General features: G+C 70.1%; 19 protein-coding genes. 18 read left to right on the forward strand and 1 reads right to left on the reverse strand.

Going from position 1 to position 15,687, the window contains the following annotated elements; translation table 11 throughout:
• The coding region (locus MRBLMX7_RS00005) for a GtrA family protein (protein ID WP_363365661.1) at positions 1-409 on the reverse strand (409 nt) is incomplete at its 3' end.
• Positions 410-600: 191 nt separating this feature from the next.
• Here MRBLMX7_RS00005 and MRBLMX7_RS00010 point away from each other — a divergent pair.
• The 18 genes from MRBLMX7_RS00010 to MRBLMX7_RS00095 all read left to right on the forward strand — a co-directional run bounded on the left by MRBLMX7_RS00010 (position 601) and on the right by MRBLMX7_RS00095 (position 15,687).
• Positions 601-1,722 carry a VanZ family protein gene (locus tag MRBLMX7_RS00010; protein WP_363365662.1) on the forward strand — a complete coding sequence of 374 codons (1,122 nt, stop codon included), beginning with the start codon at positions 601-603 and terminating at the stop codon, positions 1,720-1,722.
• Positions 1,723-1,898: 176 nt separating this feature from the next.
• Positions 1,899-2,702 (forward strand): sigma-70 family RNA polymerase sigma factor, encoded by an 804-nt coding sequence (locus tag MRBLMX7_RS00015; protein WP_363365663.1) that lies wholly within the window; start codon positions 1,899-1,901, stop codon positions 2,700-2,702.
• A 115-nt stretch (positions 2,703-2,817) separates the two neighbouring features.
• Positions 2,818-3,642 carry a flagellin gene (locus tag MRBLMX7_RS00020; RefSeq protein WP_363365665.1) on the forward strand — a complete coding sequence of 275 codons (825 nt, stop codon included), beginning with the start codon at positions 2,818-2,820 and terminating at the stop codon, positions 3,640-3,642.
• Positions 3,643-3,757: 115 nt separating this feature from the next.
• Positions 3,758-5,119, forward strand: coding sequence for a flagellar filament capping protein FliD (gene fliD / locus MRBLMX7_RS00025; protein WP_363365666.1), 1,362 nt, complete (start codon positions 3,758-3,760; stop codon positions 5,117-5,119).
• Between the two features lie 31 nt (positions 5,120-5,150).
• Positions 5,151-5,567 (forward strand): flagellar export chaperone FliS, encoded by a 417-nt coding sequence (gene fliS / locus MRBLMX7_RS00030; protein ID WP_363365667.1) that lies wholly within the window; start codon positions 5,151-5,153, stop codon positions 5,565-5,567.
• A gap of 6 nt (positions 5,568-5,573) precedes the next feature.
• Positions 5,574-5,849, forward strand: a complete 276-nt coding sequence (locus tag MRBLMX7_RS00035; RefSeq protein ID WP_363365668.1) for a hypothetical protein — start codon at positions 5,574-5,576, stop codon at positions 5,847-5,849.
• A gap of 105 nt (positions 5,850-5,954) precedes the next feature.
• Entirely contained in the window at positions 5,955-6,302 is a 348-nt protein-coding gene (locus MRBLMX7_RS00040) for a flagellar basal body rod protein FlgB (protein WP_050720807.1), read from the forward strand.
• Positions 6,299-6,691, forward strand: a complete 393-nt coding sequence (gene flgC, locus MRBLMX7_RS00045) for a flagellar basal body rod protein FlgC (protein ID WP_050720808.1) — start codon at positions 6,299-6,301, stop codon at positions 6,689-6,691. The genes MRBLMX7_RS00040 and flgC overlap by 4 nt, the downstream gene beginning before the upstream one ends.
• Entirely contained in the window at positions 6,691-7,011 is a 321-nt protein-coding gene (gene fliE / locus MRBLMX7_RS00050; protein WP_363365669.1) for a flagellar hook-basal body complex protein FliE, read from the forward strand. The genes flgC and fliE overlap by 1 nt, the downstream gene beginning before the upstream one ends.
• Before the next feature lie 2 nt (positions 7,012-7,013).
• Complete coding sequence (gene fliF, locus MRBLMX7_RS00055) at positions 7,014-8,660, forward strand: flagellar basal-body MS-ring/collar protein FliF (protein WP_363365670.1); 1,647 nt, start codon at positions 7,014-7,016, stop codon at positions 8,658-8,660.
• Entirely contained in the window at positions 8,657-9,736 is a 1,080-nt protein-coding gene (gene fliG / locus MRBLMX7_RS00060; protein ID WP_363365671.1) for a flagellar motor switch protein FliG, read from the forward strand. Before fliF ends, fliG begins: the two co-directional genes overlap by 4 nt.
• Positions 9,737-9,848: 112 nt before the next feature.
• Positions 9,849-10,535 carry a FliH/SctL family protein gene (locus MRBLMX7_RS00065; RefSeq protein ID WP_363365672.1) on the forward strand — a complete coding sequence of 229 codons (687 nt, stop codon included), beginning with the start codon at positions 9,849-9,851 and terminating at the stop codon, positions 10,533-10,535.
• Entirely contained in the window at positions 10,532-11,857 is a 1,326-nt protein-coding gene (locus MRBLMX7_RS00070) for a FliI/YscN family ATPase (RefSeq protein WP_363365673.1), read from the forward strand. Before MRBLMX7_RS00065 ends, MRBLMX7_RS00070 begins: the two co-directional genes overlap by 4 nt.
• Positions 11,854-12,279: a hypothetical protein gene (locus MRBLMX7_RS00075; protein WP_363365675.1), complete on the forward strand. Its 426-nt coding sequence runs from the start codon at positions 11,854-11,856 to the stop codon at positions 12,277-12,279. The genes MRBLMX7_RS00070 and MRBLMX7_RS00075 overlap by 4 nt, the downstream gene beginning before the upstream one ends.
• Positions 12,276-13,685 carry a hypothetical protein gene (locus MRBLMX7_RS00080; protein ID WP_363365676.1) on the forward strand — a complete coding sequence of 470 codons (1,410 nt, stop codon included), beginning with the start codon at positions 12,276-12,278 and terminating at the stop codon, positions 13,683-13,685. Before MRBLMX7_RS00075 ends, MRBLMX7_RS00080 begins: the two co-directional genes overlap by 4 nt.
• Before the next feature lie 12 nt (positions 13,686-13,697).
• Positions 13,698-14,153, forward strand: a complete 456-nt coding sequence (locus MRBLMX7_RS00085) for a flagellar hook capping FlgD N-terminal domain-containing protein (RefSeq protein WP_363365677.1) — start codon at positions 13,698-13,700, stop codon at positions 14,151-14,153.
• 30 nt (positions 14,154-14,183) lie between these two features.
• A complete protein-coding gene (locus MRBLMX7_RS00090; RefSeq protein ID WP_363365678.1) occupies positions 14,184-15,350 on the forward strand; it encodes a flagellar hook protein FlgE in 1,167 nt (388 codons plus the stop codon).
• A 106-nt stretch (positions 15,351-15,456) separates the two neighbouring features.
• Positions 15,457-15,687 carry a flagellar FlbD family protein gene (locus MRBLMX7_RS00095; protein WP_050720817.1) on the forward strand — a complete coding sequence of 77 codons (231 nt, stop codon included), beginning with the start codon at positions 15,457-15,459 and terminating at the stop codon, positions 15,685-15,687.

Below are 15,687 nucleotides of genomic sequence, written 5' to 3' on the forward strand. Positions count from 1 at the left end.
CGAGCACGAGCCCGACGAGGTTGCCCGCGATGTTGTCGGCGAGCGCGGAGGTGAAGCCGAGCACGTAGTGGGACACGAAGAGGCATGCGGAGGCGATGAGCAGTCCGCCGCCGTTCGCCAGGAGGAACAGGAGCAGCTCCTTCGCGACCGTGGGACGACGCGTCGAACGGAACGTCACGTATCGATGCCCGAGCCAGGCGACGCCGGTCGCCACGACGACCGACACGACCTTCGCCCAGATGACCTGATCGGGCATCACGGTGGCGCGGAGCAGGTTGTATCCGCCGACGTCGACGACGAAGGCGATCAGTCCCACGCCGCCGAAGGTGGCGAGCTGGGGCACGGCTGCCCGCACCGCGGAGGCGATGCGAGACAGCGAAGCGAATGGCGCGGAGGGGGAGAGCGTCATGCAGGGGGTTCGGATGCGTGCCCGCGTTCGGATTGGGTTAATTCGATAATCGGCGAAATTCGTCCGAGGCGTTGACTCCGACCGTGTGAGCATCTATTGTGACCGCGAGAAAAGCCCTCCGACCTGGTTTTTCTCGCTCCTTCGAACCCCGTCGAAAACTCGTTTCCGCTCGTCTCTCATAGGATTATGGGGTGGCGGGATGGACGTGGCAGGCGTGGTTCGGGCTGATCGGCGGCGCGCTGCTGTTCTCGGCGGTCCTGGTCCCCATGCTGCTGGTGCAGACGCGTCGCTACGGTGCTCTATCGTTCCGTCGTCTGCTGGGTGCAGCGGCGGTCAGCGTGTACGCGGTCGCGCTCGTGGCCTATACGCTGCTGCCGATACCCGAGCTGCGGGCCAACTGCGGCGCCGGCGGCGGCGGACTCGAGCTCGTTCCCGGCCACTCCATCGGAGACATCCTCCGCGAGACCGAGGGGCTGTCACTGCTGCGCACGCTGACGAGCCGTGCCACGCTGCAGGTCGTCCTGAACGTCGCGCTCTTCGTGCCGTTCGGTATCATCGCGCGGCGTTACTGGAATCGCGGTCCTGTCGTCTCGATCCTGCTCGGCGCGCTGCTGTCGTTAGCGATCGAGACGACGCAGCTCACGGGTGTCTGGGGCCTCTTCGAATGCGCCTACCGCGTCGCCGACGTCGACGACCTGATCGCGAACACCGCGGGCGCCGCGATCGGCGTGCTGATCGCTCCGGTCGTCCTGGCATGGATGCCGAGTGCGAAGAAGCTGCGGGCGGAGCGCCGCACGCCGCGCCCGGTCACGGTGTGGCGGCGCTGGTTCGGGATGATCCTCGACGCGATCGCGGTGCAGATCGCCGTCACCGTCGTCTCGCTGGCACTGCTCGTGCCGAAGCTGATCCTCTCGGGAGGTTCGGGTCCCGGCGTGCCGGAGAACCTCGCGGAGGTCGCGGTGATCGGCGTCGGCGCCCTGCTCCTCGTCGTCGTGATCCCGGCGATCGTGTCGACGGGGGCCTCGATCGGACAGCGCCTCGTGTGGCTCGCCCCGGAGTGGCCGGACGGCGGCCGGGCGCTCGGACGACGGCTCGCCAGAGCTGCCGTCGTCGGCGTGCCCTACACCGCGGCGACCGTGCTCGGCCAGCTCCCGGAACCCGTCGCCGATTCGACCCAGACCATCGTCGGCGTCATCGGGATCGTCAGTGCTCTCGTCGTGGCGATCGCCGTGATCTCGGTGCCGTTCACCCGCGGCCGCCGGGGGCTCTCGCTCGTGCTCGCGGGCGGCGAGCTGCGCGACTCGCGCGCCTGACTCCGGTTCCCGCGCGATCCCGCTCGTGGAGCGGATTGTCTGGCGTGCAAACTTTTTCTTTGATTACGTGATCTTCGTGCTATTTTCACTGATAAACCAGTCGATAGAGCTACGGAGTCACATTGCTGAGTCATTCTGCACTTTCTACTGATTCCGTCTCCGTCCCCGAATCGCCGATGTCCGCCGAGCAACTCGCGCGCGACAACATGCCGCTGGCGACGTTCCTGGCCGTCGAGAAGGCGCGGACGGCGGCGCACGTCGATCTCGACGACCTCCTCTCCGCCGCCCGCCTGGGGCTCGCCCGCGCAGCCATGACGTTCGACGCGTCCCGCGGCATCCCCTTCGGCTCCTTCGCGAGCAGTCAGATCAACTGGGCCATGCTGTCGGAGATGCGCCGCGCCGACCCCGCCGGAGAGCGGGGACGGGACAAGATCGAACGCGTGCGCGCCGCGCGCGAGGTCGTGCTCGCCCGCACCGGACGCGCCGCATCCGTCGCCGAGGTCGCGCGTGAGTCGGGCCTCGATGTCGAGGCCGTCGTCGAGATGATGCAGCTCGACGAGATGGTCCGCGGCGCCACCAGTTTCGAGGAGCACTTCGACGCCGAGACCGGACGCCAGGCGGCCGACCTCACCGACTCGCTGATCCTGCCCGAGCACGCCGTCGAGCAGAACGAGATGCGCGACATGCTCGCGAAGGTCGTGGATGCGCTTCCCGCCGCGATGCGGCAGGTGATCCGCGGGATCTACATGGACGACCGCATGGTCAAAGACATCGCCGAGGAGCTCGCGGTCAGCCACGCCTACGTGTCGAAGCTGCGCACGCGCGGACTCGCCCTCATGCGCGAGGCCATGGAGGCCTGGGAGAGCGGGACGACCGGCGATCGCTCGACGAAGGCGAAGGCGGACTTCTTCGAGGCGCTGTTCGGTGCCGTGCGCGCGGCGGACGACGTCCGAGCGCCCCTTCTCCTCGCCGCGGGCTGACGTTCCATGAAACTCGTCGGCACCGGTGGTTACGCGAACCGAGCATGTCGCGAATGTGGGGTATGCAGGTCCACGGACGGACCCGCATTCGATCCCATAACCACGGAGGAACAACATGGGTCTTCAGATCGCAACCAACGTCGGCGCCCTCAACGCCTACCGCAACCTGTCGGTCAACCAGAACGACGTGTCGAAGTCGCTCGAGAAGCTCTCGAGCGGTCTGCGCATCAACCGTGCTGCTGACGACGCCGCAGGCCTCGCCATCTCCGAGGGCCTGCGCTCGCAGGTCAACGGCCTGAATGTCGCTGCCCGCAACGCCCAGGACGGCATCTCGGTCATCCAGACCGCGGAAGGCGCCCTGACCGAGGTCCACTCCATCCTGCAGCGCGTCCGCGACCTCGCGGTGCAGGCCGGTAGCGACTCGAACAACGCCGACTCCCGCACGGCCATCAAGACGGAGATCGACGCCCTCGGCGACGAGCTCACCCGCGTGGCCGCCAGCACGAACTTCAACGGCATCAAGCTGCTGAACAGCGGTGACACGCTGACGTTCCAGGTGGGCGCGGGCTCCACGGCCGCCGAGGACCAGATCGACGTCACCCTCACGGACTTCTCGGGTCTGGGTGCCGCCGTCAAGGCCCTCACCGTCGACACCGCGGCGAACTCGCTCACCACGATCGCCGCGATCGACACGCAGATCACCAACGTCTCGACGGCTCGCGCCGGCTTCGGTGCCGTGCAGAACCGCTTCGAGTCGACGATCAACTCGCTGCAGGTCTCGGCAGAGAACCTCTCCGCCGCGAAGAGCCGCATCGCGGACACCGACATGGCCGCCGAGATGGTCAAGTACACCGCCTCGAACATCCTGCAGCAGGCCGGCACCGCCATGCTCGCGCAGGCGAACCAGTCGGGCCAGGGCGTTCTGCAGCTGCTCCGCTGAGTCGCGGCGCTCCTGGCGCCCGCACTGACAGAGCACGGGCGCCCGGGCGGACTTCCCTCCGCTCGGGCGCCTTCCCCGAGGAACCCGCACCCGCACGCACGGAAGGCGCACGAGGATGAAGCTGGACGGCCTGGTCTCCGGTCTCAAGACCGCAGAGCTCATCGACGCCCTCATGAACGTCTCGGCGATCCCGAAGACACAGATCACCGCGAAGATCACCGACCGCAACTCGATCATCACGAACCTGCAGTCGCTCAACAAGTCGCTGCAGGACCTCATGGAGAAGGCGAAGACCGCGGGCGGTGCATCCTCGCTCGCGGCGTTCACCGCGACCTCCTCCGCGGAGAGCGTGACGGTCACCGCAGGCCCGAAGGCCAGCGCGTTCTCGACCGGCGTCGTGGTCGACGCGGTCGCCCGCTCCCACTCGATCGTCACCGCCACCGGCGGCGCCACGGCCTGGGGCGGGCCCTTCACCCTTGTCGCCGCGGACGGGGAGCAGACCGAGATCACGCCTGTCGGCACCGGCCCCCAGGAACTTGCCAAGGCGATCAACGCCGCCAACGCGGGAGTGTCCGCGACCGTCGTCCCGGCCGGCGTCGACGGCGACGGCAAGCCCCTGTCGCGCATCCAGCTCACCTCGACCGAGACGGGAGAGGACGCCCGCTTCACGCTGCACCGCGGCACGGCCGAGGACGTGGATGCCGGAGTGTCCACGGACCTGTCGACCCAGACCGGGGCGGCGATCATCAGCCAGGGCAGCGACGCCCGCATCCGCCTGTTCGCCGGAACCTCCGCCGAGCAGACCCTCACGAGCGCGAGCAACACGATCGCGGTCGGCGAGGACATCTCCGTCACCGTGTCCCAGGTCAGCGCCGACCCCGTGACGGTGAACGTCGCGCTCGACGCGAAGGCGCAGTCCACCACAGCCGCCGCCTTCATCAAGGAGGTCGCGACGCTCCTCACCCGCATCGACAACGGCTCCAAGGCCACGGTCGGCAAGGTCGGGGAGACCACGACGCTCGGCGTGTTCACGGGCGACAGCGCCGTGCGGACCCTGCGCACCGCACTCGCCAACGCCGTGCAGCATCCCGTCGACGGCGTCTCGCCGTCCACCATCGGCATCTCGATCGACGACAAGGGCGTGCTCGCCTTCGACGCCGACAAGTTCGCCAAGGCCCTGGCCGACGACCCGCAGGCCACGCAGAAGGTGTTCTCGGCCGTCGGCGCCCGCCTCGAAGGCGTCACCGACCAGTACTCGGACAAGTACGACGGACTGCTCACGCAGCGGATCACCGGGCAGGAGACCGAGGTCAAGACGCTCAAGACGCAGGTCGAGCGCTGGGACATCCGCCTCGAGCAGCGCCGCGCGACGCTCGAGCGCACCTACGCGCAGCTCGAGGTGCAGCTCTCCAAGATGCAGTCGCAGTCCTCGTGGCTGGAGTCGCAGCTGGCCGGCCTCACCCCCAAGTCCTCCTGATCGCCGCCTCTGACCCTCGGAGATCCCACGCATGTCCACGACCGCATCCCTCGCTCGCGCCAAGCAGCAGTACCTCGAGCAGCAGGTCGCATCGGCCTCGCCCGAGCGCCTGCTCGTCCTCCTCTACGACCGGCTGCTCGTCGACATCGACCGCGCCGCCGTCGCTCAGGAGGCCGCCGACTGGCCCGCAGCAGGCACGCACCTCACGCATGCGCAGTGGATCGTCGCGGAGCTCAGCGCGACCCTGACCGACGCCTGGGACGGTGCCGAGCAGCTCCGTGCCGTGTACACGTACCTGACGTCGCAGCTCCTCACCGCCAACCTCTCGCACGACCGTGACGTGACGGCGGAGTGCCGTGAGATCGTCGCTCCGCTCCGCGATGCCTGGCATCAGGCCGCGGCCTCCGTCGCCACGACGCCCGCGGTCGCGGTCTCGGCGATCGCCTGAACGACCGTGAGTGAGAACCTCGGCGAGTGGCTCGCGGTGCTCGACCGGTTCGAGCGGGCGCTCGACGCCGCCGACGAGCAGCTCGACGAGCGCTTCGAGACGCCGGCCGGACCAGTGCCGGAGCACCTCCGAGAGCGCGCGGAGGCGATTCTCGCGCGACAGAAGATGATGCTCGACAGCCTCGCGATGTCGCGAGCGCACGTCGCACGCGAGCTCGCCGCGCTGCGGCGCGTGCCGACCTCGGCATCCGACGCACCGGCCTATCTGGACGTCCAGGGCTGAATCGGTTACGCGGCGGTCGGGCTGTCGCGATAGTGGGCATCGAGCACGGATCGCTCGACGATTGGCCAGGGATCGGCCTCTCCCACCACGTCCCGGAGTGCCCCCGTGCTCGAATCCGTCACCTCCTCCGCGCTCATCAGCGCTCTCGACGGTCTGGCGCTGCGCCAGCGATCGATCGCCGAGAACATCGCGAACGTCAACACGCCCGACTACCACGCGAAGCGGGTCCGCTTCGAGGACGAGCTGCGCGCGGCCGTGGCCGACGGGTCCGGCACCGTCTCGCCGACCGTCCAGCGCTCGCTCGAACCCACGCGGCTGAACGGCAACAACGTCAACCTCGACACCGAGACCCTCTCGAACATCGACACCGTGCTGCGTTTCCAGTTCGCGAGCCAGGCGATCGGCGGTCAGGCCGCATCGATCTCGAAGGCGATCGGCCAGGCCTCGGCATGACCTTCGACGCGATCGGCATCGCCGGCACCGGGCTCACCGCGCACCGCAAGTGGCTGGATGCGCTGAGCGACAACATCGCCAACGTCAACACCGCCACGCCTCCCGGTCAGGAGGCCTTCCGCGAGAAGCTCGTCACGGTGCAGGCCGGCACGCAGAGCCCCGGGGTGTACGTCGCGGGCGTCGTGGAGTCCGAGGCGACGCCCAAGCTCGTCTACGACCCCGAGCACCCCTATGCGAACGAGGACGGCTACGTGCAGTATCCGAACGTCGACCTCGGCGACCAGATGAGCATGCTCATCATCGCGCAGCGCGGCTACGAGGCGAACGCCGCCGTGGTCGACCGTGCCAAGACGACGTACGAGGCCGCACTGCAGATCGGACGCAGCTGATGAGCATGCCGATCGGTCCCGTGTCGGCCGTGGGCGTCAGCCCGCTGCCGGCGTTGAGCTTCGAGACGGGGGGAGCGGATGCCACGGCCCCGGCGTCCTCCGGCTCGTTCGCGACCTCGCTCACAGGCGCAGTCGAGAACCTCCAGCAGTTGCAGTCCACCTCGAACGAACTCGCGGTGCAGGCCGTCACGGGCGACCTGCAGGACATCCACCAGGCGATGATCGCCTCGGCACGCGCCTCGGTGACCCTCGACCTCGTCGTCGCTGTGCGCGACCGCAGCGTCGCCGCGTTCAACGACATCATGAGGATGCAGGCCTGACGATGCCCACCGTGCTCACCACCTACTACGGCCGCGCCAAACAGGTCGTGTCGGGCTTCACCGTCGCGCAGCGCACGATCGCCGTGATCGGCGTCGCCCTGCTCGTGATGGGAGCAGTCGCGCTGGGCGCGTGGCTCACGCGTCCGCAGATGAGTCCGCTCTTCACAGGCCTCAGCGCTGGGGATGCGTCGGCCGTCGTCGAGCAGCTCAAGTCGGCCGGCGTCGGCTACGAGCTCACCGAGGGCGGGGCGACGATCCTCGTGCCCGACGACCAGGTGTACGCGCAGCGTCTCGCCGCGGCATCCGCGGGCCTTCCCGGCGACACGAGCGAGGGCTACACGCTGCTCGACAAGATGGGCGTGACGGCGAGCGAGTTCCAGCAGTCCGTGACGTACAAGCGCGCGATCGAGGGCGAGCTCGCGGGCACGATCGGCGCGATGGACGGCATCTCCACGGCTTCGGTCCAGCTCGCGATCCCCGAGGAGAGCGTGTTCGTCTCGGAGAAGCAGAGCCCGACCGCCTCGGTGTTCGTGAAGACGCGCAACGGATCGACCCTGAGCGACGAGAAGATCGAGGCGATCGTGCACCTCACGAGCGCGGCGGTGCCCGGGATGACGCCGGAGGACGTCGCCGTCACCGATCAGAACGGCCGCGTGCTCTCGGCCGTCGGCGCGGGGATCAGCGGCAACTCGTCGAAGCAGGCCACCGAGCACGAGGCCAAGGTCGCGGCATCCGTGAGCAGCATGCTCGACACGATCGTCGGCCCGGGCAACGCAACGGTGACGGTCTCGGCGGATGTCGCGAACTCGACGTCCGAGCGTCTCGACGAGACCTACACCGCGCCGGACGATGCGCTCAGCCCCTCGGAACAGACGAAGACCGAGACCTACACGGGCGGCGCCGGACCCGGTGGGAACGCCGGCGTCCTGGGTCCCGACAACATCGCGGTGCCGAACGGGGCCACCGGCGACGGAGAGTACGAGTTCGAGGAGACCTCGCGCAGCAACGCCGTCAACAAGACGACCGAGAAGACGATCACCCCGGCCGGCGAGGTCACGCGCCAGACCGTGAGCATCGCCGTGAACCGCGGAGAGGTCACGGGCGTGACGGCGAACCAGATCGAGGCTCTCGTGGCCTCCGCCGCCGGCATCGACGTCGACCGCGGCGACGAGATCGCCGTCGAGTTCGTCGACTTCGCGACCTCCGGAGCGACGGCGGCGCAGACCGCCCTGCAGGCGGCCGAGGCCGAGCGCGCGGCGGAGATGCAGCAGGAGCTGATCCGCTCGGCGATCATCGGCGGGTCGATCCTGCTGGCGGTCGTCATCCTCGTGGTGTTCCTCGCCGTGCGTCGACGTATGAAGCGGCGAGTGATGTACACCGACGACGGGCCGATCGAGTACTTCGCCACCGTCACCGAGGACGAGGAGCAGAAGCTGCGCTCGCTGCGCGACCTCAAGGACCCCGACGCGATTCCGCTGCCCGGCCCGACCAGGCTGCTGCCCTCGGCGGCCGTCGACGTCGATGACGAGCCGGAGCCCGACAAGGTGCTCGTGGAGCGACGTCGCCGGGAGATCGACGACCTCGCGAAGCGCGAGCCGCAGGCGACCGCCGGCGCTCTGGCCGATCTGATGGACGAGGCGAGGGTATGAGCGGGCTGACCGAGATCCTCGACGCACAGGCCGACACGGTCGAGGTGACGACCGCGGAGACGGCGACCGCGCCCGCGGCGGAGATGACGGGGCTGCGCAAGGCCGCGATCGTGCTGATGAACATGGACAGGGCAGCGAGCGCGGAGGTGCTGCGGCACCTCGGCGAGGAGCGTTCGGAGATGCTCGCGGCCGAGCTCACCCAGCTCGGCGGTGTCGATGTCGCGTCGACGGCCCGTGCGCTCGCGGAGTTCCGACGCATCGCGACCGGTGGCTCCGTGCCCTCGCGCGGCGGTCAGGAACTCGCGACGGGTCTGCTGGAGACGGCCTTCGGGCGAGAGAAAGCCGTCGGCATGGTCGGCCGGGTGATGTCGCAGGGCACTGTGTCGTTCGACTTCCTCAACGCGGCCGACCCCGCGCAGCTCGCGACCGTGATCGAGGGGGAGCTTCCGACGACCGTCGCCGTCGTGCTCGCCAATCTCCGGGCCGATCGGGCCGCCGCGGTGCTCGCCGCCCTGCAGGATCCTCTCCGCACCGACGTCGCCCAGGCGATCGCGACGATGGGCACAGCGACCCAGGAGGCGATCTCGATCGTCGCGGACTCGCTGCGGTCGCGGACCGGGGTCTTCGCGATGCGCGACAACCACGAGGCGATCGGCGGCGTGCAGCCACTTGTCGAGATCATCAATCGCTCGGACACCGCGCTCGAGAAGTCGCTCCTCGCGAGCCTGGAGGGGCGGGATCTCGCCCTCGCGGAGGACATCCGCAGTCGCATGGTGACGTTCGCCGACATCGCACGTCTCGAGGACCGCGACACGCAGCGGGTGCTGCGAGGCCTCGATCTGCGCATCCTCGCGCTCGCGCTCAAGGGTGCGGACGAGCAGATCGTCGAGAAGGTCAGCACGAACATGACCGAGCGCAACAAGGAGAACCTCGCCGAGGAGACCCGGGTGCTCGGGCCGGTGCGCATGCGTCAGGTCGACGAGGCGCGTGCAGAGATCGTCCGCGTCATCCGCGAGCTGGAGGCGGCCGAGGAGATCACCATCTCCCGTGAGGACGAGGATGAACTCGTCGAGTGAGCGGTCGACGGTTACGGCGTCGTCGGAGCGTCGCGATAGTGGGCAGCGAGCACGGATAGCTCGACCTCCGGACCATGGACTGGCCCCCTCATCGACATCCGAGGTGCGCACCGTGCTCGATCCCGTCTTCACCCCCCTGGTGGTGCCGCGCGTGGGCGAGACGCCGATCGACCTGCGCGGCGAGACGGACCGAGCCCGCACGCGCGGTTACGCCGAGGGGTTCGCCGAGGGACGCCGCATCGCTCTGGACAGGGCGCAGGTCGAGCAGACCGAGCAGGCACTCAGGATGCAGGAGATGCAGGCGGCGTTCGTCGAGCGGGCGCAGGCGGCGCTGGATGCTGTGCGCAGCGCGCGTGCGGCACTGGAGCAGCGCGTGACGGACGTCGCCCACCTGGACGCCGATCGCATCGAGCACCTCGCGGTCGAACTCGCGTCCGCGATCGTGGGCGCGGAGCTCTCGGATCCTGCCCGCTCCGCCGCGCACGCGTTGCGCCGAGCCCTCGACGAGATGCCGGTGGGTCGGTGGACGCGTGTGTCGTTCAGCCCGCGCGACGCCCGCACGCTGCGTGCGGACGGCGAGGCGATGGCCACCATCGGCGAGGTCGAGCTCGTCGCCTCCGACGCGGTCGACGACGGCGGATCGGTCGTGGAGATCGACGACGGCGCGGTCGACGCGCGCATCGAGGCTGCTTTCGCGCGCGTGCGCGCCGCTCTGCGCGGTGACGACGAGCCGGGCGTGGACGACGAGCCGGGCGGGGACGAGCTCCGCGGCGACGAGCAGGGCGGTGGCTCACGATGACCGTCACGGCCTCCTGGGATCGTGCGCTGGGTGCCGCGCGTCCGGAACGCTCGGGCACCGTGCGCTCCGTCATGGGTCTCGGGGTTGAGGTGCGCGGCATCGACGCGGCCGTCGGCGACCGCGTGCGCATCGACGTGCTCGACGGCGATCCGGTCGACGCCGAGATCGTCGCGGTCGATGGCGGGACCGCCCGGTGCATGCCTCTCGGACGTCTCGGCGGCATCACCGCACGGGCCCGCGTGCGCCACGCGGGCGCGCCGCTGCAGGTGCCGACAGGGCGTGCCCTGCTCGGACGGGTGCTCGATGGTCTGGGGCGGCCGATCGACGGCAGAGGCCCGATCGACGCGGGAGCCGGGCGCGTCGCGCTCGACCAGGCGCCTCCGAGCATCTTGCATCGTCGACGGATCGATCGTCAGCTGGGCCTCGGCGTGCGCGTGCTCGACACCATGACCCCGGTCGGCACCGGCCAGCGACTCGGGCTGTTCGCAGGATCGGGCGTCGGCAAGTCCTCGCTCATGTCGATGATCGCCCGCGGGTCGAGCGCCGACGTCACGGTGATCGCCCTGGTCGGCGAGCGCGGCCGCGAGGTCAGGGAGTTCATCGAGGACGACCTGGGACCGGACGGCCTTGCACGGTCCGTCGTCATCGTCGCGACTTCGGATCAGCCGGCGATGGCGCGTATGAGGTCGGCGTTCGTGGCGACGCGCATCGCCGAGCACTTCCGCGACGACGGACTCGACGTCGTGCTCATGATGGACTCGCTCACCCGTGTGGCGATGGCGCAGCGCGAGATCGGGCTGAGCGCGGGGGAGCCTCCGGCCACGCGCGGCTACCCGCCGTCCACCTTCTCCGTCCTCGCCCGCCTTCTCGAGCGGGCGGGTACCGGCATCACCGGCTCGATCACCGGTCTGTACACGGTCCTCGTGGACGGCGACGATCATAACGAGCCGATCGCGGATGCGGCGCGCGGCATCCTCGACGGGCACGTCGTGCTCGACCGTGCGCTCGCGGTTCGGGGGCACTTCCCGGCGGTGGATGTGCTCGGCTCGGTGTCGCGCGTCGTCTCGAAGATCACGACCCCCGATCAGCGCGCCGCCGCTGTGGCGCTGCGCAGTGTGCTCGCCGCTCGTCGCTCCGCGAACGATCTGATCGACATCGGCGCGTATCGGCAGGGTGCGAACCCGCTGGTCGATGCCGCGATCGCGCACGACGGCGAGATCTCCCGGTTCCTGACCCAGCGGATGGACGATCTCACCGCATCCGACGATTCCTGGCAGCGGCTCGCTGCTCTCACCGACGAGTTCGGAGGACTGACACCATGACCTTCACCCTGTCCGGGCTGCTTCGCGTGCGCGGCGCCCAGGAGCGCGTGGCCGCGGAGGACCTTTCCCGCGCGAGCGCGGAGCGCGCCCGCGCCGAGGCGGCGGAGCAGTCGGCGGTCACGAGCCTCGCGGAGATCAGCGACCGGATCGACGACTCCGCGACCCTGCTCGCGATGGCCGCCGCCCGTGCCGCCGGGCGGAGCACGCTCAGCGACCTGCAGGCCCTCGTCGAGATGCGGCGTGTCAGCGAGGGCGAGGCGAAGGCCGCTCATGTCGAGGCGCGCCGCGACCTCAAGGGGCTGGAGCGCCTCGAGGAGGCGCATCGCGTCGACGAGATGCGGCAGGAGCTCGCGACGGAGCAGGCGGCGCTGGACGAGATCGTGACCGTGCGTGGCCGTCGGCCCGAGGGGAGCGCCGCGTGAGCGCGGTCGGCGTGGCGGATGTCCTGCACGCCGCGCCGCGGGGGCAGGCCTCCGCCGCGCGACCCGGACGTGACCCGGGGACGCGCTTCGCGGAGGTGCTGACGGCGGCGGGTGTCGACGTGATCGCGGAGACGGTTCCGAGATCGGATGACGCATCGACGCAAGGAGTCGACGGCCTCAGAGCAGTGCATGGCGATGACGCATCCTCTCTGCTCGCTGCGACGTCTCTCGCGCTGATGCCCACGATCGCGGGTTCGGAGTCGACGGCCGCCGCGGATGCCGTGGCGGCGGAGACGGGAACTGAGGGCGCGTCTGCCGCGGAGGCCGGAGGCTTGGAGCCCGGAACCGCGGATCCCGGAACCGCGGAGGCGGGAACCTCGGAGACGGGGCACCTCATCCCGTCGACCGCCGGGACGACGCTCCCTGTCCACGGGATGTCGGTTCCGGTCCCGCCCGTCGCCCTGACCGACTCGCCGGCGACGCCCGTGGACGGCGAGGCGGAGCCTTCCGCCGAGCGCGGCCTGCCGCACAAACCGACCGCGCGGGCGACGGTCGCGACGTCGGCGGGCATGGTGTCCCCGACGGGCACACCCGCGGCGCTCGTCGCGGGTGGCGCTCCGGGCGTCTCCGTCCAGCCGGATCTCGCGGACGGCGCGACCGTGTCGACCGACGGCGTGCCGCCCCCTGCCGCGACAGCGGGCGCTGCCGCGAGCGCCTCCGCGTCCCGTGCGAGCAGCGCTCCCGTCGTGTCCCTCCCCATGGCATCGGCCGGGGTCGCCTCACCCGCGCCGACCTCCACCGCCTCCGCAGGGGCGGCGTCGCCTGCGGAGGGCGGAGCCCCGGCATCCGCGCCGCCGACGCCCTCGATAGCGGCCGCGGTTCCGGCGACGCCCACGGTCACCGCAGCGCCCCTCGACGGCGCGGCACCCGCATCGCCCGTCGCGCGCGCCGTGACGGCGCAGGTGTCCCCGGTGGTCGTCAGCATCGCCCAACGCCCGAGCGGCGTGCACCAGCTCACGATGACCGTGAACCCGGACTCTCTCGGACCGGTGACGATCCGCGCCCACATCGGACAGGGCGGCGACGTGCGCGTCGAGCTCTTCGGGGCGACGGATGCCGGACGTGACGCGCTGCGCGCCATCGTGACCGACCTGCGCCGCGACCTCGCCGGAGCCATGCCGCACGCCACGCTGAGCATCGCGCAGGGCACGGGTGCCGACGCCGGAGCCGATCGCGGCGGACAGACGTCTGCGGGCGGCGCGGGGGAGCAGGGCTCCACGGGGCGCGACTCCGGCCGTGACGCGCACGGCGCTCCTGTCACCGCCGACACACGCGACCACGCGCCGCAGAGCCCCGCCACGACCATCGCATCCATCCCCGGCTCCGGCCTGGACATCCTGGCCTGAGAGGACGATCACATGACGATCCCCATCACCGCGAACACGCCGATCGACGCGTCGAGCTCGATGTACACCGGCAGCACGACGGACCCCGCATCCCGCAAGCAGGTGCTCGACGGCGAGGTGTTCCTCAAACTCCTCGTGACCCAGCTCACGCACCAGGATCCGTCGAGTCCGATGGACACCAACGAGATGATCGCGCAGACCACCCAGCTCGCCATGATGGAGCAGCTCACGTCGCTCGCCGACAGCGGCTCCGAGGCGTTCGCGCTCAACATGCGGCAGGCCGCGACCGCGTTGATCGGCCAGGAGGCCGGCTACAAGGATGCCGACGGGAAGACCGTCACCGGGATCGTTACCAAGGTGTCGTTCGACGGCCCCGTCCCGCAGGTCACCATCGGCGACAAGACCGTCGCCCTCGACGCCATCACCGGCGTCACCTCCACGACCACTCCGGCCGCCCCGGCCGCCTGACCCCCGCTCCACACAGGAAGAGAGAACCTCATGCTTCGCTCGCTCTACTCCGGGATCTCCGGGCTCCGCTCGCACCAGACGATGCTCGACGTGACCGGCAACAACATCGCCAACGTGAACACCGCCGGCTTCAAGGGCTCCTCGGTGCTGTTCCAGGACTCGCTGTCGCAGCTCATCGGCAACCCCGGTATCCCCGACGATCAGGTCGGTGGACGCAACCCCGCCCAGGTCGGCCTCGGCGTGCAGGTGGCCGGCGTCCGCACCAACTTCGCGCAGGGCTCCGCGCAGGCGACGGGTCGTGGGGGAGACCTCATGATCTCCGGCGACGGATTTTTCGCGGTGCGCTCCGGCGGCGAGACGCTCTACACCCGTGCCGGCGGCTTCACGTTCGACCCCACGGGAAAGATGGTCACCGCCGACGGCGCGATCGTGCAGGGCTGGTCGGCGCAGAACGGCGCCGTGAACACGGGTCAGGCCGTCGGCAACATCGTGCTCCCGCTCGACGCGGTCTCCCCGGCGCGGGCGACGACCACCGCGGGCGTGACCGGCAACCTGCCCTCGACGGCCGCGGTCGGCGACGAGCTGGTCCGCGACGTGACGGTGTACGACGCGCAGGGGACGCCCTCGACGCTGAGCCTCACGTTCACGAAGACCGCCACCGGTTGGAGCGTCACCGAGCCCGTCAGCGGCGCCGCCGGAGCGCTCGCGTTCACGGACGGGAAGCAGACCGGCGCGGGACTCACGCTCACCGCCGGCGCCGTCTCGGTCGACCTCACGGCCGTGACCGGCTACGCCAGCCTCTCGACCGTCGCCGTCACCGAGCAGAACGGCGCTGCCGCCGGCACGCTGAAGTCCTACAGCATCACGGGCGACGGGTCGATCGTCGGGACCTTCAGCAACGGCGCCACGCAGACCCTCGCCAAGATCGCGATGGCGACCTTCGGCAACCCGGAGGGACTCGAGAAGGCCGGCGGCACCGCGTACCGGGTGTCGGTCAACTCGGGGGCCGTCCGCATGGGCGAGCCCGGACAGGCCGGCTTCGGCAACCTCGTCTCGGGCGCTCTCGAGATGAGCAACGTCGACCTGTCGCAGGAGTTCACGAACCTCATCGTCGCGCAGCGCGGCTTCCAGGCGAACGCCCGCATCATCACGACGAGCGACGAGGTGCTGCAGGAGCTCACGCAGCTCAAGCGCTGATCCTCGTCCACGCCTCCACGCACACGGCCCGTCCTGGTTACCCGGGGCGGGCCGCGTCGCGATAGTCGGGGCAGACTCCCTCCATCCGAACTCCGGAGAACGCCCGATGATCACCGTCACCCGCCTCGACAGCACGAGGTTCGCGGTCAACCCCGACCTGATCGAGCGTATCCAGGAGTCGCCGGACACGACTCTGCACATGGTGGATGGCCACGTCTACGTGGTGCGCGAGGACATGGATGCCGTGATCGCGCTCGTCGTCGACTACCGCGCGCGCGTGCTCGGCGCGGCGCAGGCCCTGACGTCCCACGCACCGGCCGCCCGGACCGAGGTCTGA

The sequence above is a fragment of the Microbacterium sp. LMX7-1.2 genome, assembly GCF_040675935.1.
Classification (GTDB): domain Bacteria; phylum Actinomycetota; class Actinomycetes; order Actinomycetales; family Microbacteriaceae; genus Microbacterium.